Origin of the sequence: Nannocystis punicea (assembly GCF_026965555.1) — a bacterium.
In the GTDB taxonomy this organism is placed as follows: Bacteria; Myxococcota_A; Polyangia; order Nannocystales; family Nannocystaceae; genus Nannocystis; species Nannocystis punicea.
This window is the reverse complement of record NZ_CP114040.1, coordinates 4,209,151-4,230,707: the sequence shown is the minus strand read 5'-3', so window position 1 is coordinate 4,230,707 and position 21,557 is coordinate 4,209,151. Positions and strand designations below refer to the sequence as shown.

The window sequence follows — 21,557 nt, the reverse complement described above, 5'->3', positions numbered from 1 at the left end:
CCGGTTTTTTGGCGGTCCGGCGCGCGGCGAGTAGCGTCGCTCCATGATCGGACCCCCGGAGCCTGGCGTGCGCAGCGGCTCGCGCCGAACCTCGCCTGCCGGGCCGCGGGCCGGCTGCTCGTGCGAGCTGCTGATCTCGCTGTGCGCCGCCGACTCGGTCCAGGACGTCCTCGCCGCGCACGGGCTCGACGTCGCCCGCCTGCGCGCCATCGTCGACGAGCTGCACGCCGACGTCGAGACCGAGCCGGCCGACTGGCGCCTGCGGATCACCCAGCGCGGCGGCCGCGCGGCCGATCCTGACCTCGATCTCCTGCTCGCCCTCGTCCGCTCCGCCGACTCGCACGCCTACCAGCTGCTCGAGCGGGCCGGCGCCGCCTGCGGCGCCCTGCGCAAGCTCCTCATCGATCGCCTGCGCGCGCTCGAGGCCGCCGCGCTCAATGGGACAGGTCCCGCTCGCCATGTCGGATCAGCCATGTCTGGAGAGACAGCCGGGCCGCGCCGCCCCGTCGTCCAGCGGATGTCGACCGCCCGCGGCGACCGCCCGGTGCGCCGCTCCCTGACCGACGGCCGCGCCGCCGACCTGTCCGCGCGCGCCGCTCCAGCCCGCGCCGAGCCTCGCGGCTGGTCCGACGAGGGCGCCCGGCCGACCCGCGGCGGCGCCCGAACCTGGCCCGAAGACCAGCCTCGGACCCGGCTCGAACCGGCCCGTCCGGTCGACCTCCGCACCTGGCCCGAAGACCATCCTGCGCGGCAGCGCCTCGACGCCGCCCGCGGGCCCGACGATCCCCCGGCCCGCGCCCGCACCTGGCCCGAAGACCAGCCGAATCGCACCTGGCCCCAAGGTCAGCCCGACGCCCCCGGCGCCCGCCGCCCCGCGCGCGAGCAGCCGCGCCTGCTCGCCCGGCCCGAGCCCCGTCCCGGCCGCGCTCTTGCCCTGTCCCCGCGGCCAGGTGCGAACGCGCAGGTAGCGACCGCCGCCGAGCCCGAGGCGCGCCCCGCTCCCGCGCCCCAGCCCGAGCCCCGCAACCACCGCCTGGTCCCGATCGACCCGGCTGCCCTGCCGCCGCTGCACGGCCGCGAGGGCGAGCTGGCGCGCCTTGCCGACGCGGTCCTGCGCCGCTCCCCGCGCCCGCCGCTGCTCGTCGGCCCCGCCGGCAGCGGGCGCACCCTGGTGGCCAAGCACCTCGCCGGCCTGCTGCACCAGCCGGTCTTCTACCTGTCTGCGACCCGCTACGAGGACGAGGACGGCCTGCGCGCCGACCTCGCCGCCGTCGCCAAGCAGGGCGGCGTGGCGATCCTCGACGACCTCGACCGCCTCGGCGGCGACGGCCCGCCGGCGCTGCTCGGCGCCCTCGCCAAGGCCTGGTCTTCGGGACAGCCGCCGATCGTCGCGGTCGCCTCGCCCGAGGGCCAGGCCCGCCTGGGCGCCTGGGCGCCCGGCCTGACCGCCGCGCTCGACCTCGTCACCCTGCAGCCGCTCGAGGGCGACGACCTGCGCGCCGCCGTCGCCGCGGCCGCGCCCGCGGTGCTGGCCCAGCACGGCCTGTCTCTCGGGTCAGGTAGCCGCCTGGCCGAGCTCGTGCGCCTGGCCGACCGCTTCCTCGCCGGCCTGGCCCAGCCCGGGCGCAGCCTCGACCTGCTCGACCTCGCCTGCGCCCGCACCGCCCGCGAGGGCCGCGGCGCCGTCCAGCGCGACACCTGGATCGACATCGTCTGCGAGCGCAGCGGCGTCCCGCGCGAGCGCCTCGAGGGCCAGGGCCACCAGGACATGCTCGAGCTCGAGGCCGAGCTCGCGCGCAAGGTCGTCGGCCACGAGCACGCGCTGTCGGCCATCTCGCAGCTGATCCGCAGGAACCGCGCCGGCTTCGGCTCGCAGCGCCCGATCGCCACCGTGCTCCTGCTCGGCCCCAGCGGCGTCGGCAAGACCGAGATCGCCAAGGCCCTGTGCGGCGCCCTGTTCGACCGCCCCGACGCGTTCGTCCGCCTCGACATGAGCGAGTACGCCGAGGCCCACGCGGTCGCGCGGATCGTCGGCGCCCCGCCCGGCTACGTCGGCCACGAGCAGGGCGGCGCGCTGACCGACCCGCTGCTCAAACAGCCGCACTGCGTCGTCCTCCTCGACGAGATCGAGAAGGCCCACCGCGACGTCCACCAGCTGCTGCTGCAGGTGTTCGACGAGGGCCGGCTGACCGACGGCCGCGGCCGCACCATCGACTTCCGCCACGCCGCGATCCTCATGACCTCGAACCTCGGCGCCACCTGCCTCGACGCCACCGGCGACGCCCGCCTCGACGAGGCCCGCGTGCTCGAGGCCGCCCGCGCCGCCTTCCCGGTCGAGCTGTGGAACCGCATCGAGGCCCCGCTGGTGCTCCACCCGCTCGGCGAGGCCCAGCTGGCCCGGATCTGCGCCCGCCTGGTCCGCGCCTCCTCCGACCGCCTGCTGCGCGAGCGCGGGATCCGCTACCGCCTCACCGAGGCCGCGACCCACCACGTCGTCGGCCTGTGCGGAAAGGACATGTCCCTCGGAGCACGTCCTTTGAGACATGTCCTTACGCGCAGCGTCGAAGCCCTGCTCGCCGACGCGATCCTGCGCGGCCAGATCCGCGCGGGCATGCAGGTCGAGGTCGATCTCGACCACGCCGGCGCGCTGGTCCTGCTAGCCTCGCGCGCCTGACCTCGCTCGGGCTCGCGGCCCCGTGCTCGCACAAGGCCAGAAGACCGAGGCCACGCGCCTCGCTCGCGTCACAGGCGAGCGACGCGAGCGAGGCAGGGTCGACACGCCCCGCACACGGCCCTCGTCGGCGACGCCGCCTGCGTGCTACCGTGCGCCGCGGTGTCGCCCGCGCTCATCATCGAGGCCGACCCGCGGCTGGCGATCCGGCTGGCGACGATCCTCGCCGCGCGCTCGTTGCCGGCGGTCGTGCTGACCGACCCCGAGCAGGCCGTCGCGCGCGTGCGGGCCGACGCGCCGGCGCTGGTGCTGCTGCGCGTCGAGCTGCCGGGCACGTCCGGCTTCTCGGTGTGCAACCGCCTGCGACGCGACGACGACACCCGGGCGATCCCGCTCATTCTCTACGCCAGCGACGTCTCGCCCGAAGTGTTCGATGGTCACAGCAAGCTGCGGACCCGCGCCAGCGCCTACTTGCACGTGCCCTTCGACCCCGCCCGCGTCCTCGCCGCCGTGGCCGCTTGCTTGCCCGCGAGCGCGTGAAGCGGTCTCGCGGTGACCGCGCGACGAGGCCGCCGAAGCCACCGCCGCGGATCCTCGCCTTGCCCCGTAGAACGTCGTTATGCAGGCAGCCAGCGACCGGCCCGTCGCCCCTGGTAGAAGCGAGCAAGGCCGGATATTTTGGCCCACGTGCACTCAGCGCTGATCATCGACGCGGACGGCAAGACCCCGGCCACCCTCAAGAACATCCTGGCCCCCTACGGCTTCGAGTTCACGATCACCGAGAACGGGCCGGAGGCTGTCAACGTCGCGCGCCAGGCTGCACCCGACATCATCTTTTTGCGCGCCGAGCTGCCGCTGACGTCCGGCTTCTCGGTGTGCAACCGCCTGCGGCGTCACGAGGACACCAAGCGCATCCCGCTCATCATGTACTCCTCGAACGTCAGCGAGGACGTGTTCGAGCAGCACCGCAACCTCAAGACCCACGCCGACGACTACCTGCGCCTGCCGCTCGACGAGTCGCGCCTGGTCGCCGCCATCCGCCCGGTCCTGTCGATCGGCGAGGCCAAGGCCGCCTCCACCGGCGAGGGCGGCGCGAGCGCGAACCCGCCCCACGCGGCTGCCAAGCCGGCCCGCTCCGGCCGCCCGAAAGAGCGCCTGGAGATCGAGCTGCGCGAGGCCCCGGCGCGCAGCGGCGACAACCGCCAGGCCTTCGAGCAGGAGTTCGCCGACGGCTTCAACGCCCTCCAGGACGAGCCCTCGTCGGCCATCCCGCGCGAGGGCTCCGGCGCCTTGCCGCCGCCCGACTCGGAGATGTCCGACGCCTCCCTCGCCCCCGGCGGCTTCAAGGCCCAGCGCGAGGTCTTGCAGCTGAAGAGCCAGCTCAACGCCCGCAGCCGCGAGATCCTCACGCTCAAGGACGAGCTCGAGTCGCGCGAGCGCACCATCATCGACGCCAAGAAGCTCCAGCGCGAGCTGCAGGCCCAGATCACCGAGCTCGAGAACCAGGTCCTCGCCGCCCAGGAGCAGATCCTGTCGTCGCGCGAGAACGTCGAGGCCGCGGTGCGCGACAAGCAGACCGCGCTCAAGCGCGAGGAGGGCGTCAAGACCCGCCTCGAGGTCACGCAGAAGAAGCTCAAGGACACCGAGACCGAGTTCGCCGCCTTCCGCGCCCAGAACGCCCAGGACCGCGACAAGGCCGCCATCGCCCTCGCCGAGGCCCAGCAGCGCATGGAGATGCAGGCTGGCCTTGTCGCCGAGCTCGAGAGCGAGCGCGACCGCCTGACCAACCAGCTCATCGAGTCCAACGGCCAGGTCGCGAGCCTCGTCGACGGCTTCGAGAGCGCGCGCAAGAGCGTCGCCGAGCTCGAGTCGCAGCTCGAGCACGGCCGCCAGGAGGTCGAGCGCGCCCTCGCCGACGCCGAGACCGAGCGGGTCGCCGCCCTCGAGTCGCTCGCGCGCCAGCACCATGGCGAGATCGACGAGCGCGAGGCCGACCACCGCGCCGCCCTCGGCCAGCTGCAAAGCCAGCTGAACAGCCTGCGCGACCAGGCCCAGCAGGAGCGCGAGCGCATGTCGCAGGCGCTGATGGAGACCGAGGAGAACGCGCGGCTGCAGGTCAGCCAGCTGACCCAGACGCTGGCGGCCACCGAGGAAGCGGCGCGGCGGGAGATCCAGCAGCTGCAGCAGACGCTGGCGCAGGCCGAGGAGACCGCGCGCGGCGAGCTCGGCGCGCTGCAGAACGCCCTGGCCGACAGCCGCGCCCAGGCCGAGGACGCCGCCGGCGACGCCAACCGCCGGATCGCCGGCCTCGAGCACCAGGTCGACGAGCTCGGCGCCCAGCTCGACCGCTCCGAGGCCCTGCTCGCCCGCCGCCGCGACGCCGCCCAGCGCGCCCAGCAGGCCCTCGCCGTCGGCCTCAAGCTGCTCGAAGACGACGACCTCTGACCTGTCCTGAAGGCCATCTTCGAGGAACGACCGCTTGAGCGCCGACCGCCTCCACGGCGACACCGCCAACCTGAAGAGCAGCCAGTCGCGGGCCCTGCAGCGGCTCGGCGAGCGCCGCGTGCCCGCCGACCGCGTCATCTCGGCCGCCCTCGCGCGCGACCTGCTCGACCTCTCGCACCAGCTCGGCCGCCAGCTCGGCCTCTTCATCGACCGGCGCGGCCAGGTCGAGCGCGTCATCCTCGGCGACGCGCACAGCCTCAGCCTGCCGGAGTTCGCCCGCGTCCGCGGCGCCCTCGGCCGCCTCCGCGGCATCCGCCTGATCGTCACCCACCTGGTGCCCGACCCGCTCACGCGCGAGGAGCTGGCCGACCTCGCCAAGCTGCGCCTCGACCTCGTCGCCGCCGTCCACCGCGGCCCCGCCGGCATCCAGCTCGACCTCGCCAACCTCACCCCGGCGGCGCCCGGCGCCGCCGAGGTGTTCACGCTGCGGACCTGGCCCAGAGTTCCTGTCTCGACGCTCAGCCCCGACCTGTCGACGCGGCCCGACGAGGAGACCCCGCCGCCGCCCGGCGCGCCCGACCTCCCGATCAACTTCACGGCCTTCATCCGCGAGCTCGAGGCCCGGCTCGTCGCCGCCACCACCGACGCCCGCGCCGAGGCGCGCGGCACCAAGGCCACCGCGCTGATGGTCCACGGCGGCGGCCCCGAGGTCCCGGCGCGGATCGCCGAGCTGCGCGAGCTGTGCCGCACCGCCGGCATCCAGCTGATGGACCTCGTGACCCAGCGGCGCCCGCAGCCCGACCCGCGCACCTTCCTCGGCGCCGGCAAGCTGCGCGAGGTCATCGTCCGCGCGCTCGAGCAGGACTGCGAGCTCCTGATCTGCGACCCCGACCTCACGCCCTCGCAGGCGCACGCGATCGCCGAGGAGACCGAGCTCAAGGTCATCGACCGCACCACCTTGATCCTCGACATCTTCGCCCAGCACGCCCGCAGCGCCGACGGCAAGCTGCAGGTCGAGCTGGCCCAGCTGCGCTACATGCTGCCGCGGATGATCGGCAAGGGCACCGCGATGTCGCGGCTGGCCGGCGGGATCGGCGGGCGCGGCCCGGGCGAGACCAAGCTCGAGATCGATCGCCGCCGCGCCAAGGAGCGCATCAACGCCCTCACGCGCCGCCTCGACGAGCTGCGCCAGCGTCGCGACCAGCGCCGCGCCCTGCGCCGCAGCACCAACGTGCCGGTGGTCGCGATCGTCGGCTACACCAACGCCGGCAAGTCGAGCCTGCTCAACACGGTCACCCAGAGCGAGGTCCTGGCCGAGAACAAGCTGTTCGCCACCCTCGATCCCACGGTCCGGCGGATCCGCTTCCCCGAGGACCGGGAGGTCGTCCTGCTCGACACCGTCGGCTTCATCCGCGACCTCCCGCCCGCGCTGCTGCAGGCCTTCAGCGCCACCCTCGAGGAGGTCGCCGACGCCGACCTGCTGCTGCTCGTCGTCGACGCCAGCGACTCCGACCGCGACCAGCAGCGCGCCGCCGTCGAGGGGATCCTCGGTGACCTCGGCGCCGGCAAGGTCCCGCGCCTGCTCGTCTTCAACAAGTGCGACCTGCTCGACCCCGAGGAGCTCGCGGTCCGCCGCGCCGAGGCCGGTCCCGACACCTTCTTCATCAGCGCCCTCGACCGCCGCAGCACCTTCCCCTTGATGCAGGCGATCGAGAATCACCTGTGGGAGCGCGGGAAGATCGAGCGACCCGCCGCGTTCCCGGGCGACGACGAGTCGTGACGTCCGCCGTGCATAGCGAGTCCGTCGCCGCCGACCGCTCGCCCTTCGCTGCGTCCCCCGTGCACCGCGACTCCCTCGTCCAGCGCTCGCCCTTCGCTGCGTCCCCCGTGCACCGCGACTCCCTCGTCGAGCACTCGCCCTTCGCTGCGTCCCCCGTGCCCCGCGACTCCCTCGTCCAGCGCTCGCTCTTCGCTGCGTCCCCCGTGCACCGCGACTTCCTCGTCCAGCGCTCGCCCTTCGCTGCGTCCCCCGTGCACCGCGACTCGCCCTTCGCTGCGTCCCCACCGACCACGCGAAATGCCCGGCCGCCCCGAGACGTACCCGCCCGGGCGCCCGCTCCTACCGCCTGAACGCCATGCCTGCGACCGAGCTCACTCCCGGCCTCGCTGCCCTCCTCGGCGCCCTCCAGGGCGTCGCCGAGTTCCTGCCGATCTCCTCCTCCGGGCACCTCGCCCTGGCCGAGCGCGTCGCCGGCCTGGAAGCCGGCGCCGGCGGCCATTCCTTCAACATCGTCGTCCACGCCGGCACCCTGCTGGCCGTCTTGATCCACTACCGCGACGACCTGCTGGCGATCGCCCGCGGCGTCTTGCGTCCCGGACATGTCCCTCGAAGCATGCCCGATACGCCAGGCACTTCCGGACATGCCCGATCAGTCAGCCCGACCGTGGCAGCCGCTCGTGCCACCACCGACCCCGCGGCTCGCGCGGCGACCGGCCCCGTCGGCAGTGAAAGTCTCTCAGGACATGTCCATCCCGACAGCAACGCCGTCTCGGGCAGCGCCCCCACCGACGCGCGCGCCCTGCTGCTCGCGCTCGTCCTCGGCACCTTGCCGCTGGCGGCCGCTCTGGCCCCGCCGGTCGAGAACCTCGTCATCGCCGCCGAGCACCACCCGAAGGCCATCGGCGTCTGCTTCCTCGTCACCGCGGCCATGCTCGGCTTCGCCGAGTGGCGCACCCGGCGGGAGCAGCGGCCGCTGGAGGTCCCGCGGCCGCAGCAGGCCGTGCTCATCGGCCTCGCCCAGCTCGTCGCCATCCTGCCCGGCATCTCGCGCAGCGGCTCGACGATCGCCGCCGCCATGGCCCTCGGCCTCGGCCGCCTGCCCGCGGCCCGGTTCTCGTTCCTCCTGGCGATCCCCGCCATCCTCGGCGCCTCGCTCAAGGAAGCCATCGGCCTGATGAAGGACGGCTTCCCCGCCGCCGACCCCCTCGCCTTCGCCATCGGCTTCTTCGTCAGCTTCGTCGTCGGCGTCGCCACCCTGCGCGTGCTCCTGGTCCTGCTCGTCCGCGTCGGCGTGATGCCCTTCGTGCCCTACCTCGTGGTCCTCGGCCTCGCCGTCCTCGCCCTCCGCTGAGCCGACTCGAGCCGCCGAACCGCTCACTTCGTCGTCGGCGTCGCCACCCTGCGCGTGCTCCTGGTCCTGCTCGTCCGCGTCGGCGTGATGCCCTTCGTGCCCTACCTCGTGGTCCTCGGCCTCGCCGTCCTCGCCCTCGGCTGAGCCGACTCGAGCCGCCGAACCGCTCACTTCGTCGTCGGCGTCGCCACCCTGCGCGTGCTCCTGGTCCTGCTCGTCCGCGTCGGCGTGATGCCCTTCGTGCCCTACCTCGTGGTCCTCGGCCTCGCGCGAGCCGCCTGTACTTCCTCGAGCTCGAGGACGGCCTCGTCGAGCGGTTGAATCCGCGACGGCTTCGCGGACGAAGCTCCTCCGCGTGCGCCTGCTTCTGCTGAACCTGCGCGCCGGACCGCGAGCATCGCCACGCGACGTCCGATCGCCGGGCGAGGCCGTTGCGCCCGCCTCGCTATCATCGGCCCATGCACCGCCGCTCGGCCCTCGTCTCGTTCGCCCTGTTCGCCTGCGCCCCGAAGCCCCCGGCCGACACCGACGGCGACGCCACCTCCACCTCGCAGGGCGACGGCGCCACGAGCACCTCGAGCCCTTCGCCCGCGACCACCGGCACGACGGCCGATCCCACGCCGACGAGCACCACCGCGACCGGCACCACCGAGCTCGAGCCCGGCACAGCGACGGGCAACTCGAGCGAAACGGCGCCGCCCGAGGACCTGCCGCTCCGGATCTATGTCGTCGAGATGCGACCCAGTCAGGCCAGCGGGCTCGACGGTCTCGAGAGCTGGCAGTCCGACCCCTTCGCCGAGTGGTGCACCGACGCCGGGCCATGCGGAGGCGCGCCGACCCTCGGCGAGCCGAGATGGTTCGTCGACGGGGAGTTCGCCGATCTCGACGCCATCGAGATCGGCTCCCGCGTCGCCGTCCTCGTCCCGTACGAGCACCCGGGCTGCGCGCTCGCGTGCGGCCTGCAGGTGACGGAGGTGCTCGACGAGGTCGAGGGCGGCGCCGGCGCCGGCAACCTGCCCCCCGACCTCCCGTGCGGCACCGCCGCGAGCAACGTGTGGCTCGCGCTCGACTTCGGCGTCATCGTCCGCGACGGCATGCACCGGGCCGCCCTCCGCCTCGAGGACCGCTGCGGCGCGAGCACCGAGGCGTGGTCGGCGACCTTCGAGCCCTAAAGGACATGATCCCCAGGACATGTCCTGATAGCCATACCTTTATGAACATGCCCTCGAGGACATGCCCTCGAGGACAGCCTGTCTACCGCGGCGCGTCGGCGCGCGTCAGCAGCATGCAGTCGCCGTACGAGTAGAAGCGGTAGCCGGCCGCGACCGCCTCGGCGTAGGCCGCCAGCACCCGCTCGCGCCCGCCGAGGCAGCACACCAGCATCAGCAGCGAGCTGCGCGGCAGGTGGAAGTTGGTCACGATCGCGTCGACCAACCGGAACTCGAAGCCCGGCGCGATCACCAGGTCGGTGCTGCCGGAGAACGGCGCCACGATCCCGCCGCCGGCGCGGGCCACCGCCTCGAGCGCGCGCGTGGCCGTGGTCCCCACCGCCACGACCGGCCGCCCCTCCGCCTTGGCCGCCGCGATCCGGGCCGCCGCCGCCGCGTCGACCTCGACCCGCTCGGCGCCGACCTTGTGCTCGCGCACGTCCTCGGCCTCGAGCGGCAGGAACGTGCCCGGCCCGACGTGGAGAGTGACGCGCACGACGTCGAGCTGCTCCAGCACCTCGGGCTCCCAGTGGAGCCCGGCCGTCGGCGCCGCCACCGAGCCCGGCTGCGCGGCGTAGATCGTCTGATAGCGGCTCGCGTCGTCGGCGGTCGGCCCCTCGGGCCGGCGGATGTACGGCGGCAGCGGCACCTCCCCGCGGCTCTGCAGCGCGCCCATCCACTCGCCGGCCTCGACCGCGAACACGCGCGCGCGCGGGTCGACGACGTCGGGCTCGAGGTAGCGAGCGGCCCACTCGCCGCAGCGCACGACGTCGCCGGGGCGCAGCCGCTTGGCCCCGCGGACCCACGCGCGGAACGTCTGCCCGGGCCCGAGCCCCGGCCGCGGATCGCAGACGAGCAGCTCCAGCTCGCGCGTGCCGTGCAGCACCCGCAGCCGCGCCGGCACCACCCGCGAGTCGTTGACCACCACCAGCGCCCGCGGATCGAGGAAGCGCGGCAGCTCACGCGCACGGGCGTGGACCGGCGACCCCGCGTCGCGCACCACCAGCAGGCGAGCGTCGCCGCGCCGCGCCGCGGGCGTCTGGGCGATCTGCTCCTGCGGCAACACGTAGTCGTAGGCTTCCGGACCCATGAAGGACGCGCGGGTTTTGACACACCCGCGCCGCCGCGCACAAGTGGTCGCGGCCGCGGCGGAAGTGCCATGCTCGCCCCGGTGTCCCCCCGCACACTCGTCGCCGCCGCCTCCCTCGCCCTGCTCGCCGTGGCGCCCGCGCCCGCCCGCGGCGGCGAATCGGGCGCCGAGCGCCTGCACCGCAAGGGCGTGCACTGCATGGAGGAGATCGAGCGCCGCGACTGCGCGATCGAGCACTTCGAGGCGCTGCTCGAGGAGCGCACCGATCGCCGCGAGCTCGTCACCGACGGCCTCCTCCGCCTGGTCAAGCTGTACGAGAAGGAGGACCGGCCCGAGGACCTCAAGGCCGCGCTGCGCCGCTTCTGGGACGCCGGCAAGACCGACACCCGCCGCGGGCACCTGCCGTACACCGCCCGCTTCTTGCCCAAGGACTTCGACGTCGTCTTCCACGCCCACATCCAGCGCCTCATGGCCGCGCCGCTGGCCAAGCAGCTCGACGAGATCGCCGAGTACGTCATGACCTGCGACCCGCACGTGCGCGACCAGCTCGACGACCTGCGGATCCTCCGCAAGGCCCAGCGCAAGGCCAGAGAGACAGGTGTGACTGTCCAAAAGGCCATGTCGGACGTCGTCGCCGAGGAGAAGAAGCGGACCGAGGCGTACAAGAAGCGGCGCGCCCAGGCCGAGGCCGAGGGCCGCCCGCGCCGGCCCGAGCCGGTGTTCGCCGACGCCACCTGCCAGGTCGCGCGCGCGCTCGGCGACGACACCGCGGCGGCCTGGACGCGCGGCGCGTTCGCCCTCGCCCACCGCGACTTCCGCCGCTCCGCGGCGATCCTCGAGATCCCCGATCTCGCCGCCAAGCTCGCCGCCGCGGCCGCCGCCGGCCGGCTGATCACTCGCGGCAGCGACACCTGGGCGCTCACCCCGCTGCGCTACCAGGGCGAGGAGGTGCTGCTGCGCGTGCTCGACGGCGACGACCTGATCGTCGCGCCGCCGACGGTGATAGCGGAGATCGCCGCCAACTTCGCCCGCGGCAAGCGCACGCTGCCCCGCGAGGTCGACCGCCTCGTCGTCGGCGTGCCCGTCGACGCCGGCTTCTTCGCCGTCGCCACCGAGTCCGCCGTGCAGGAGCTCGGCTTCGGCAACATGTCGAAGGGCCGCCGCGGCCTGCTCCAGCTGCTCTTGCCCCGCCCCGAGGGCCTGCAGATGGCCGGCGTCGCCCACGAGTACTTCGGCTTCTTCCTCCGCATGCCGACCGACACCCCGCTCAAGGCCGGCGCGCTGGTCGAGGTGGTCCAGCGGATGATCGCCAACCAGGCCGAGTCGGACTCCGACAGCGCCGAGTTCCTGCGCCTGCTCGACGTGACTCAAGCCACGGACAAGCGCGCGCTGCTCCTCTCGTACGTCCTGTCGCGCCGGCAGATCGAGACGATCGTGCTGCGCTGAACGCCGAGGCGTGGCAGTCTTGTCCCCCGTGGCGACCCCCCTGTCCGCCGTCCCGCTCCTCGCCTGGCTCGCGCTCGCCGGCGCGGCACCTGGCGGTTCGAGCATGCTCCAGAGACCAGGTCCGATGGGCCAGGTGCGTTCGGGCATGTCCGAACGGCCAGCCCTGATCGCCGCCCTCGCCCCGGCCCGCGGCGGCAAGGCCAAGCCCGCCGCGCCCGCGCCCGCGCCGGTCGCCGCCCCGCCGGTCTACGGCCCCGAGCAGGCCGCCGCCGACATCGAGGTCGTGCTGACCGGCCGCGGCAAGGACTACCTGCAGGCCCGCGCCCGCCTCGAGCAGAACCCCGGCGTCGCCGCCCCGCTGGTCACCGCGCGCATGGCCGCCACGCCGGCGCCGACCACCACCGAGCAGCGCCGCCTGCTCGCGCTGCTCGGCGGGATCGCCCGACCCGAAGACATCCCGCTGTTCGCCGAGGCCCTGCGCCGCGACGTCGCCGCCGCGGTCAAGCAGTCGCAGGAGCAGGGCATCGAGCTGCCGGCGGCCGAGCCGTGGCGCGAGATCCTGCGCGCGCAGGGCCCCGCGGCCGCGCCGACGCTGACGGGCCTCATCGCCGAGAAGTCGTTCAGCGAGGAGCTGCGCGGGCTCCTGATCGCCGACCTCGTCGCCGTCACCCCGGCCGACAAGCTGCCGGAGCTGGTCGCGCTGGTCGGGCTCGGCGCGCCGAGCCTGCGCGCCGCGCTGCGCCAGGCGATCGTCCGCCGCGCTCATACCTCGCTCAGCGAGCGCGCGCAGCTGATCCAGGTCGTCGACGCGGCCCTCGCCGTCGGCGAGCCGGCGCGCCTGCCCGGCCTCGTGCTCCTGCGCGCGGCCCTCGGCGGCGCCGACGACAGCGCCTTCACCAGCCGCGCCGCCGCCCTCGCCGAGGACGTCGCGAGCGAGTTCGCCGCCCGCGTCGCCGCCATCCGCGTGCTCGTCGCTCGCCGCAGCGAGCCCGCCGCGCAGGACGTGCTCGCGCGCCTCGCCGAGCAGCACCTGCCTGCCGACAAGCGCGTCGAGCTGCGCAGCGAGATCCTCGGCAGCCTCGCGCTCGCCGGCCTCGATCCGACCCGCGCCGCCGCCCTCGTCGAGCGCCTGCAGCTCATCGGCGCCGAGGCCCCGCGCGTCGCCACCGCGGCGTTCGCCGTGGCCGCGCTGCCCGGCGACGGCGCCTGGCTCGACCTCAGTCAACGCCACGCCTGGCCCGAGGTCCGCGCCGCCGCCCTCGCGCGCGTCGACGGCCCGTGCGGCACCGCGATCCTCCGCCGCCTGCGCGACGGCACCACCACCAGCGGCAACACCTTCGAGCCGGACGCCACCGTCGCGCGCGAGGTCCTGGCCGCGCTCGGCCGCTGCGGCGGGCCGGACGCGTTCGCGGCGCTGCAGGCCGTGGTCGTCGACGCCACTCAGAACGTCGACCGCCGGGCCGAGGCCGCGCGTCAGCTCGTCGATCGTCACGGCTCCGGCGGCGCCGACGTCGTCGCCGCGGTGCTGCGCAGCACCGACGACCTCGCGGTCGCGCTCCGCCTCGTGCGCGCGCTGCAGCGGCTCGAGGGCCCGGCCACCGACGACGTGCGCCAGGCCCTGTGCGCCGCGGGCAAGCGCCAGGAGCTCGCCACCAGCGCCCAACGGGCCGTCCGCGGCCTCTTCCCCGACCTCGACGACCCCTGCGCGGGCAGCTGACCATGTCCACCGGCCGCGACAAGCCCAGGCTCCGCAAGGTCGAGCGCCTCAACCTGCAGCGCGGCGACGAGGCGCTGCTCGTCCTGCGCGATCCGACGGGTCTCAGCGAACAGATCGCCTTCCCGCAGGAGGCCTCGGTCGTGCTCGACGCGCTCGACGGCCAGCGCACGGTCCCGCAGATCCGCCAGTCGCTGGCGATGCGCGGGATCCTCGACATCGAGCTCGCCGACCTCGAGGCGCTGGTGCGCGACCTCGAGGCCGCCGGCTACCTCGACGACGCCGCCTTCCGCGCCCGCTGGGAGGCCATCCACCGCGAGTTCCTGACCAGCCCGGTCCGCCGCCCGCGCTGGGCCGGCCTGCTCTACCCCGACGATCCGGCCGCGCTCGCCGAACTGCTGACCTCGGCCATACCTGACCCTTCGGCCAGGTTCAGCGACGGCCCCGCGACGCTCGGCGTGCTGCTCCCGCACCAGCCGCTGCCCGCCCCCGACGCGCCCGCCGATGCGGCCGCGCGCGCCGCCGCCGGCCTGTGCGACGAGGTCCTGCGCGGCCTCCCGCGCGCCCGCGACATCGACCTCGTCGTCGTCCTCGGCACCGACTACCACCCCGGCCTGCAGCCGTTCGTCATCACCGACAAGCGCTACTCCACCCCGCGCGGCGAGCTGCCTGCCGATCCGGCGCTGGTGCGGGCGCTCGACCGCCGGCTGCCGTGGATCCGCCGCGAGGAGATCCGCCACCGCGAGGCGATGAGCCTCGAGCTCGCCGCGGCTGTCCTTCAGCACCTGTACGATGGAGCATGTCCTCCGGTGCTCCCGGTGCTGTGCGGCCCGGGCGCAGTCGACCTCGACGAGGGCGGGCCGGTCGAGGCCTTCCTCGCCACCATGGAACATGTCCTCGAGGACAGGCGCGTCCTGTGGTGGGTGACCGCCGAGCTCGGGCACGAGGGCCCGGCGTACGGCCGGCCGCCGCTGACGAGGGATCGGGTCGCGGCGCTGATGGCCCGCGACCGGGCCGTCCTGGCCGCCCTGGCAGATGGCCGGGCCGACCAGCTGGGCCGCTGCTGCAAGGACGTCCCCGGCCTCGACCCGCCGAGCGGCACCGCGGCGCTGCTGACCGCTGCGCGCCTGTTCCCCGTCGGCTACGGGGCCGACCTCGTCGCCTACGCGGCCGGCCGACCGGTCGGCGGCGACGAGGGCTGGGTCGGCCTCGGCGGGGTCCGCTTCACCCGGCCGGTGGGCGACCCCGGCGACGACGACTTCACGCCTTCGAGCCCGCGAGTCGCATGATCTGCTCGACGGCCTGCTCGACCGTCAGCGGGATCCGTCCCTGCGGGTCGACCGAGGCCTGGGCCGCGAGGCCGTAGATCACGGCGATGATGCCGCGAGCGACCACCTGCGGGTCGCCGCTCAGTACGCCCTGCTCGACGCCGCGGCGGACGATCTCGGCGTAGGCGGTCCGCATCTCGGCGAAGGTGCGCTCGAGCTTCTCGCGGTACTCCTGGATCTGGCCCGACATCGTCACCAGCAGGTTGCAGAGCTTCGCCTCGTCGCCGTGCTCGACGAACAGGCGGAGGTGGTTCGAGGCCACCTGCGCCAGCGCCCGGTCGGCCGGCAGGTCCGGCGGCACGTCCGCCGCCCAGCGCTCCTGCAGGGCCTGCAGCTGCGCGTCGAGGATGTCGTGGAACAGCGACTCCTTGGCCTTGTAGTGGAAATAAACTCCGCCCTTGCTGAGACCGGCGTCGCGGGCGATGTCCAGGAGCCGCGTCGAGGAGTAGCCGCGGCGCACGAAGCACCGCGTCGCTGCAGCCCGGATCTGCTGCTTGCGCTGGTCATCGATCTTCTGGCGTGTCATCGCTGCTCCCCACCCTCCCGGCGCCGCGGCGGCGCCCCCTGGTCACCACGCTAACGGAGACCCCCACCGGTCTGTAAAGCCGCCTCGCAGCCTCACAAACGACGGGTGATATCGGCCCTCTCGCCGCCAACGGCCGCGGAGACCCAGCCAGGCCCGCGGATCGACCCGACCGCGTTTCGCGGGCGGTATCGGCCCTCGCGTGCGTCGATCTCCGTCGTCGTGAGCTCGCTGCCAGAGGGCGATGCCGCCCTGCGCGACGCTACCCCTTGGCCCGACCCCCTCCTGAATAAGACACTAAGTCGCGCGTCCTGGACGCCGAGGTTTTATGCGCAAGCTGCTTCCGGTCTTCATGGCCCTCGCCTTCACCCTGCCCGCCTGCTCCTTCTCGTATTCGTCGTCTCGCGGCTCAGGGACACCGGGGACCACCAACGGGACCCAGAAGGGCAAGGGCAAGCCGGCGCGCCAGGCCGCGGTCGATACGAGCACACCTGCTCCGGCTCCCGCGGCCAAGCCTGCCCCCGCTCCTGCACCTGAGCCCGAGCCCGCTGCGACGACCGAGCCCGCTGCCACGCCGGACCCCGCGCCCGCTCCGGCCCGCGCCGACACCGCAGATCCGAAGCCGACCCGCGCCGGCACGCCGACCGCCGTCACCACCTCGGCGCGGCTCGCCGCTCCGGGCAGCCAGCCGACCGAGCCGCGGAGCGCGTCGCTCGTCACCACGCGCGAGGGCGAGGCGCCCAAGCCCGGCGTCGGTACGATCAGCGCCGGCGAGACCAAGCCGAAGACCGGCCCCGGCACCATCGCCACCGGCACCGCCAAGCCCAAGAAGACCAGCCCCGTCGGCCTGACCGCCGCGCCGAAGACCACCGAGCCGCCGAAGAACGACACCAAGCTGGCCGCGCCGCAGTGATCCCCTCGCCCGTCCCGCAGTGAAACAAGGGCCATGACCGTGAGGTCATGGCCCTTCTTTTATGTCCGTTCGGGCACGCTCGAAGGGCCATGACCGCGAGGCCATGGCCCTTCGTTCATGTCCGTTCGGACAGCCCTACGAGCGCGAGCCGGTGCGCGCGTGGGCGCGGCGGCCGGGCAGGTCGGCGCGCTGCATCGGCGCGGGCGGCAGTTCGAGGCGCGGGTCGGCCGGCTCCTGGCGGCGCAGGACCGCGAGCGAGACCTCGTCGAACTCGTCGTCGGCGTCGTCCTCGTCGAGGTCCTCGCGCGCGGTGAAGCGGCGGCGCAGGATCAGCGCCTCATCGGCCTCGTCGGCCTCCTCGGCGATCTCGTCCTCGTCGACCTCGTCGAGCTCGGTCGGGTCGACGCTCGGCGGCTGGAGCTCCAGCTGCGCCGGGCTCGTACGCCGCTTGCGGCCCGCCGGGGCGGACTTGCCGGCCGGGGCGTTGAGGCTGGCGCGCAGCTCGACGCCCGGGCGGAAGTCGATCGTGAACGCGGCGTCGATCGTCATCGGCTCGAGCGTCCGCGGGTTGACGCCCTTGCGAGCCGAGCGCTTCTTCTTGGTGAAGGTGCCGAAGCCGGGGAACGTGAAGCGCGGGCTCTGGGCCCGGGTGACCCGCGCCTTGACGAAGTAAGCGGAGAGCTCCCCGAAGGCGATCTCGAGGATCTGCTGGACACACTTCTTCGTGATGTCTGGCGGCAGGTCACGACTACGTGCGATTTTTTCGATGAGTTCAGCCTTCGTCATCGCGTCGCCACAGAACCGTGACTGTAGAAGTGGCGACGCGACACGTCAACTGTACTGCCGAACAGCACCAGCCGCTGACACGACGCGCGCCGAAAATTTGGACGCCTGGAATTTCGCGGCGCAACGCGCTCGCAACGACATTCTCCACAGCGCTTCGCAGGTGAAATTCCGTCGTTCATCCGGGCATTGCATGTGCATGAGGAGATCAACTTCGCAGCACGCGCAGCGCTCGCTCGAGGTCCGACATCACCGTGTCGTCGGCCGGGTTTCGTTGACCCGGAGGGAGTTCACCCTCGCGTCGGATCACGTACGATGGATGATACGTGACGTGAAGTGGGATCTGCAGGCCCGCACCGGCGTCGTCGTAGGTCCAACGACGGTTGCGCATCTGTGCCAACTTCAGATCCTGCTCGGTGCCGATCAGCAATATCCCCGCGTACCTGCCGAGCGCCACGATCACGTCGGGACGGATCGCCCGCACCTGGGCCCGCAGGAACGGCGAACACTTCTCGATCTCCTCGACGGCCGGGTCGCGGTTGCCGGGCGGGCGACACTTGAGCACGTTGGCGATGTAGACCTGCTCGCGCTTCATGCCCAGGCGCTCGATCCACTGTGTGAGCCGCCGACCGGCCGCGCCGACGAACGGCTCGCCGCGCCGATCTTCGTCCGCGCCGGGCGCCTCGCCGATGAACATCACGCGGGCGTTCGGGTCGCCGACCCCGAATACAATGTTCGTGCGAGTCTTGGCGAGCTTGCAACGCGTGCAGTCGCCGACGTTGCGAGTCTGCAGGTACTCGAGCTTCTGCGCCGGCGTCCACGCCTGAGCCTGCGCGCGCAGCCCCGCGTCGCCGGCCGGGCGCGGCGGACCTCCGCCCTCGGCCGCGCGCGGCGGCCCTGACGGATCCACCAGCGGCAGGCTGACGTTCCGGGGCCGTGGCGCCTCCACCGGGCGCGACGGTTGCGGCGGGTTCGCGGCGCGCGGCGGCTCCGGACTCGCAGGTCGCGACGGCTGCGGCGCGCTCCGCTGCGACGGCACCTCGCGCGACCAGTCGTTCGGCGGCGGACCGTCGTGCATCGCGGACGGCTGCGTCGGGCTCGTGGGCCGCTGCGTCTCGCGCGACCAGTCGTTCGGCGGCGGGCCGTCGCGCGACGAGGACGGCTGCGCCGGGCTCGCGGGCCGCTGCGGCGGCGTCTCGCGCGACCAGTCGCTCGACGGCAGCTCTTCGCGCGCCGAGGACTGCTGCGTCGGGCCCGCGGCGCGAGGTTGTGGCCGCTCGCGCGACCACTCGTTCGGCGGCAGCTCTTCGCGCGCCGAGGACGGCTGCGTCGGGCCCGCGGCGCGAGGTTGCGGCCGCTCGCGCGACCACTCGTTCGGCGGCAGCTCTTCGCGCGCCGAGGACGGCTGCGTCGGACCCGCAGCGCGAGGTTGTGGCCGCTCGCGCGACCACTCGTTCGGCGGCAGCTCTTCACCCGCCGAGGACGGCTGCGTCGGACCCGCAGCGCGAGGTTGTGGCCGCTCGCGCGGCGGCGGACCGGGCTGTGCGCGCCCTGGTGGTGACTCGTGCGACTCGCGCGGCGCCGGGGCGGATCCGGCCTGGCCTTCGGGCCAGGTCGGTGCGCGCGCGCTCGCGGTTCGCTCGGCGGTCACCTGTCCGGAGGGCCAGGTCGGATCCGCGACCGCGCGCTCGGGCTCGGGCGCGCGACGTGGGGACGGCGCGGCGGACACGTACGCCAGACCCCGGAACTCCCGGAGGTGGCGCAAATGCGCGACGAACTGGACCGCCAGCCTCCGCGTCGCTTCGCGTCGATCGCCCTCCACGAGATCCTCCCGTTCACGTGGTGACGAGCGCGTCGAGCAGCCAGGTCGCCAGCGCGGCCTTGGCGATCGGCGGGCCCGAGGCGCGCACCGCGATCGCCTCGCCGTCGTACGCGAGCAGCAGCCCGGCGTTGGTCGCCGACGCGAAGCCGACCCCGGGCGCGCCGACGCGGTTGACGAAGATCGCGTCGGCGCCCTTGGCCCGCAGCTTGGCCTCGCCGAGGCGGATCAGCTCCTGCTGCAACCTGTCCTCGGGGCCATCCTCGACCGTCTGCGCCGCGAACCCGAGGAAGCGCGAGCGCGGGGCCCCGGCCGGCGCGCCGCGGCCGTAGCGGGCAGTGAGCGCGGCGAGGACGTCGCGCGCCGTTCGCCAGCCGAGCGTCGGCAGCCGGGTCAGCAGCTCGGCCTTCTCGAGCTTGCGCGCGGCCCCGCCGTCGACCTCGAGGTCCTGCACCGCCGCGACCATGGCCACCCAGTCATAGGGCTCTTGGGACAGCTCGCCCTCCAGCGCGGCGTACATCTGCTCCGCGGTCTCGACGTCGACGCGGCGCACGCCCTGCGGCGTCGCCAGCTCGACCGGCCCGGCCACCAGGGTCACCTCGGCGCCGGCGTGCCGGGCCGCCTCGGCCAGCGCGAACCCCATCGCCCCCGTCGACGCGTTGGTGACGAAGCGGACCAGGTCGATGTACGTGCGCGTCGGCCCGGCCGAGACCAGCACGCGCTTGCCGGCCCACGGACCGCGAGCCTCGAGCTTCGCCAGCGCGGCGGCGACGATCAGCGGCGGGTCGATCATGCGGCCCTCGCCGATCCACCCGCACGCCAGCTGCCCGCGGTCGGGCCCGACGAACTCGGCCCCGCGGCTGCGCAGCGTCGCCAGGTTGGCCTGCGTCGCCGGGTGGCGCCACATGTTGGTGTTCATCGCCGGCGCCCACAGCACCGGCGCGCGCGTGGCCAGCAGCACCGTCGCCGCCAGATCGTCGGCCATCCCCGCGGTCGCTCGCGCCAGCAGGTCGGCGGTCGCCGGCGCGACGACCACCAGGTCGGGCCAGTCGGCCAGCTCGATGTGACCGACGTGGCCCTCCTCCTCCGGGTCGAGCAGCCGCTTGCGCACCGGCCGGGTCGACACCGTCGCCAGGGACAGCTCGCTGACGAACGCCGCGGCCGCCGGCGTCATCACCACCTGGACCTCGCAGCCGGCGGCGACGAACGCACGCACCAGCTCGGGCGTCTTGTAGGCCGCGATCCCGCCGCTGACGATCAGCAGGACGCGACGGCCGCGCGGACGTGTCCCCTGGGACATGTCCGTCGTGCCAGCCTCAGCCAACCGCCCCCTCCTCGAGCGGCTCGGCGCCGACGGTGTGGATGCCGAAGCCGGACAGGCCGACGATCTTGCGCGGGTTGTTGGTGATCACCTTGATGCGGTGGATGCCGAGGCTGCGCAGCGCCTGGGCGCCGAGGCCGAAGTCGCGGAAGCCGGCCTCCGCGGGCTTGAGCGCCGGCGCCGCCTCGGCGTTGCGCGACGTCAGCAGCGGGTCGGACGGCCAGCGGTGGCCGAGCACGTACAGGAACACCCCGCGGCCGGCGCGATCGATCTGCTTCAGGCTCGCGCGCATCCGGCTGGCCGCGCCGTCGCCCGTCACCCCGAACACGTCCTCGAGCACCTGCGCCCGCTGGGCCCGCAGCAGCACCGCGTCGTCGCCGTCCTCGCGCTGGTGGAGGTCGCCCTTGCACAGCGCGACGTAGAAGCTGGCCGGCTCGACCGTCGAGCGGAACGTGTGCATCGTCCACCCGTCCTGCGCGGTGATGCCGAGGATCGGCGACTCGAGCGGCTGACGGGCGATCTCCTCGATCAGCGTCTCGCGCTGCAGGCGGTAGCCGATCAGGTCGGCGATCGTCAGGATCGGCAGGTCGTGCGTGCGCGCGAACGCCTCGAGGTCGTCCATGCGGGCCATCTCGCCGTCGTCGCGCATGATCTCGCAGATCACGCCGGCCGGGCGCAGGCCGGCCAGGCGGGCCAGGTCGACCGAGCCCTCGGTGTGACCCGAGCGGACCAGCACGCCGCCCGTCTGGGCCCGCAGCGGGAAGATGTGGCCCGGGCTGACCACGTCGTGCGGGCCGAACTTCTCGTCGCTGGCGACGCGGATCGTCTGCGCACGGTCGGCCGCCGAGATGCCGGTGGTCACGCCGCTCCGGGCCTCGATCGAGACGGTGAACGCGGTGCCCATGTGCCCCGGATCGGTCGGCACCATCATCGGCAGCCGCAACTCGCGCACGCGGTCGGCCGTCAGGGCCAGGCAGATCAGCCCGCGGCCCCACCGGCACATGAAGTTGACCTGCTCCGGCGTGCAGTGCTCGGCCGCGGTCACCAGGTCGCCCTCGTTCTCGCGGTCCTTGTCGTCGACGAGGACGATCATCCCGCCGCGGCGGATGACCTCGATGCAGCGCTCCACGTGCTCGTAGTTGGTCGTTTCGCTCATGATGGTGTG

Annotated in this window: 16 protein-coding genes; 10 read left to right on the top strand and 6 right to left on the bottom strand. The window is 73.9% G+C overall.

Going from position 1 to position 21,557, the window contains the following annotated elements:
- Positions 1-43: 43 nt before the first annotated feature.
- From O0S08_RS16290 to O0S08_RS16265, 6 genes are all read left to right on the top strand, one after another.
- Entirely contained in the window at positions 44-2,674 is a 2,631-nt protein-coding gene (locus O0S08_RS16290; protein WP_269040071.1) for an AAA family ATPase, read from the top strand.
- Between the two features lie 159 nt (positions 2,675-2,833).
- Positions 2,834-3,211 carry a response regulator gene (locus tag O0S08_RS16285; RefSeq protein ID WP_269040070.1) on the top strand — a complete coding sequence of 126 codons (378 nt, stop codon included), beginning with the start codon at positions 2,834-2,836 and terminating at the stop codon, positions 3,209-3,211.
- A 147-nt stretch (positions 3,212-3,358) separates the two neighbouring features.
- Positions 3,359-5,116, top strand: coding sequence for a response regulator (locus tag O0S08_RS16280; protein ID WP_269040069.1), 1,758 nt, complete (start codon positions 3,359-3,361; stop codon positions 5,114-5,116).
- 34 nt (positions 5,117-5,150) lie between these two features.
- Entirely contained in the window at positions 5,151-6,896 is a 1,746-nt protein-coding gene (gene hflX, locus O0S08_RS16275; RefSeq protein WP_269040068.1) for a GTPase HflX, read from the top strand.
- Between the two features lie 355 nt (positions 6,897-7,251).
- Positions 7,252-8,247, top strand: a complete 996-nt coding sequence (locus O0S08_RS16270; RefSeq protein ID WP_269040067.1) for an undecaprenyl-diphosphate phosphatase — start codon at positions 7,252-7,254, stop codon at positions 8,245-8,247.
- Between the two features lie 458 nt (positions 8,248-8,705).
- The gene (locus O0S08_RS16265) at positions 8,706-9,419 is read left to right on the top strand and encodes a nucleotidyl cyclase domain-containing protein (RefSeq protein ID WP_269040066.1); all 714 of its coding nucleotides are present in this window, start codon (positions 8,706-8,708) and stop codon (positions 9,417-9,419) included.
- Between the two features lie 82 nt (positions 9,420-9,501).
- On the opposite strand, the gene queA is transcribed toward O0S08_RS16265, so the two are convergent.
- Positions 9,502-10,545: a tRNA preQ1(34) S-adenosylmethionine ribosyltransferase-isomerase QueA gene (queA, locus tag O0S08_RS16260; protein WP_269040065.1), complete on the bottom strand. Its 1,044-nt coding sequence runs from the start codon at positions 10,543-10,545 to the stop codon at positions 9,502-9,504.
- A gap of 81 nt (positions 10,546-10,626) precedes the next feature.
- Between queA and O0S08_RS16255 the strand changes: the two genes are divergently transcribed.
- The 3 genes from O0S08_RS16255 to amrB are packed head-to-tail and all read left to right on the top strand — an operon-like array spanning position 10,627 to position 14,994.
- On the top strand, positions 10,627-11,991 hold the full coding sequence (locus O0S08_RS16255) for a hypothetical protein (RefSeq protein WP_269040064.1): 1,365 nt from the start codon (positions 10,627-10,629) through the stop codon (positions 11,989-11,991).
- Positions 11,992-12,019: 28 nt separating this feature from the next.
- Positions 12,020-13,708: a hypothetical protein gene (locus O0S08_RS16250; RefSeq protein WP_269040063.1), complete on the top strand. Its 1,689-nt coding sequence runs from the start codon at positions 12,020-12,022 to the stop codon at positions 13,706-13,708.
- A 2-nt stretch (positions 13,709-13,710) separates the two neighbouring features.
- Positions 13,711-14,994: an AmmeMemoRadiSam system protein B gene (gene amrB, locus O0S08_RS16245; protein WP_269040062.1), complete on the top strand. Its 1,284-nt coding sequence runs from the start codon at positions 13,711-13,713 to the stop codon at positions 14,992-14,994.
- Here amrB and O0S08_RS16240 read toward each other — a convergent pair.
- Positions 14,966-15,559, bottom strand: coding sequence for a TetR/AcrR family transcriptional regulator (locus tag O0S08_RS16240; protein ID WP_269040061.1), 594 nt, complete (start codon positions 15,557-15,559; stop codon positions 14,966-14,968). The genes amrB and O0S08_RS16240 overlap by 29 nt on opposite strands.
- Before the next feature lie 325 nt (positions 15,560-15,884).
- On the opposite strand from O0S08_RS16240, the gene O0S08_RS16235 reads away from it, so the two are divergent.
- The gene (locus O0S08_RS16235; RefSeq protein ID WP_269040060.1) at positions 15,885-16,469 is read left to right on the top strand and encodes a hypothetical protein; all 585 of its coding nucleotides are present in this window, start codon (positions 15,885-15,887) and stop codon (positions 16,467-16,469) included.
- A gap of 135 nt (positions 16,470-16,604) precedes the next feature.
- Here the strand turns inward: O0S08_RS16235 and O0S08_RS16230 are convergent, their stop codons facing one another.
- The 4 genes from O0S08_RS16230 to ribB all read right to left on the bottom strand — a co-directional run bounded on the left by O0S08_RS16230 (position 16,605) and on the right by ribB (position 21,548).
- Complete coding sequence (locus O0S08_RS16230; protein WP_269040059.1) at positions 16,605-17,255, bottom strand: HU family DNA-binding protein; 651 nt, start codon at positions 17,253-17,255, stop codon at positions 16,605-16,607.
- A gap of 205 nt (positions 17,256-17,460) precedes the next feature.
- The gene (locus O0S08_RS16225) at positions 17,461-18,162 is read right to left on the bottom strand and encodes a uracil-DNA glycosylase (RefSeq protein ID WP_276082602.1); all 702 of its coding nucleotides are present in this window, start codon (positions 18,160-18,162) and stop codon (positions 17,461-17,463) included.
- Positions 18,163-19,087: 925 nt separating this feature from the next.
- Positions 19,088-20,395 carry a bifunctional phosphopantothenoylcysteine decarboxylase/phosphopantothenate--cysteine ligase CoaBC gene (gene coaBC / locus O0S08_RS16220; protein WP_269040057.1) on the bottom strand — a complete coding sequence of 436 codons (1,308 nt, stop codon included), beginning with the start codon at positions 20,393-20,395 and terminating at the stop codon, positions 19,088-19,090.
- Entirely contained in the window at positions 20,388-21,548 is a 1,161-nt protein-coding gene (ribB, locus tag O0S08_RS16215) for a 3,4-dihydroxy-2-butanone-4-phosphate synthase (RefSeq protein ID WP_269040056.1), read from the bottom strand. Before ribB ends, coaBC begins: the two co-directional genes overlap by 8 nt.
- Between the last annotated feature and the right edge of the window lie 9 nt (positions 21,549-21,557).

Excerpts from the sequence above, each read along its gene's own strand:
- O0S08_RS16270 (WP_269040067.1), top strand. The coding sequence starts at position 7,252 with ATGCCTGCGACCGAGCTCACTCCCGGCCTCGCTGCCCTCCTCGGCGCC.
- ribB (WP_269040056.1), bottom strand. The coding sequence starts at position 21,548 with ATGAGCGAAACGACCAACTACGAGCACGTGGAGCGCTGCATCGAGGTC.
- amrB (WP_269040062.1), top strand. The coding sequence starts at position 13,711 with ATGTCCACCGGCCGCGACAAGCCCAGGCTCCGCAAGGTCGAGCGCCTC.
- O0S08_RS16265 (WP_269040066.1), top strand. The coding sequence starts at position 8,706 with ATGCACCGCCGCTCGGCCCTCGTCTCGTTCGCCCTGTTCGCCTGCGCC.
- queA (WP_269040065.1), bottom strand. The coding sequence starts at position 10,545 with ATGGGTCCGGAAGCCTACGACTACGTGTTGCCGCAGGAGCAGATCGCC.
- O0S08_RS16240 (WP_269040061.1), bottom strand. The coding sequence starts at position 15,559 with ATGACACGCCAGAAGATCGATGACCAGCGCAAGCAGCAGATCCGGGCT.
- O0S08_RS16290 (WP_269040071.1), top strand. The coding sequence starts at position 44 with ATGATCGGACCCCCGGAGCCTGGCGTGCGCAGCGGCTCGCGCCGAACC.
- O0S08_RS16230 (WP_269040059.1), bottom strand. The coding sequence starts at position 17,255 with ATGACGAAGGCTGAACTCATCGAAAAAATCGCACGTAGTCGTGACCTG.
- O0S08_RS16235 (WP_269040060.1), top strand. The coding sequence starts at position 15,885 with ATGCGCAAGCTGCTTCCGGTCTTCATGGCCCTCGCCTTCACCCTGCCC.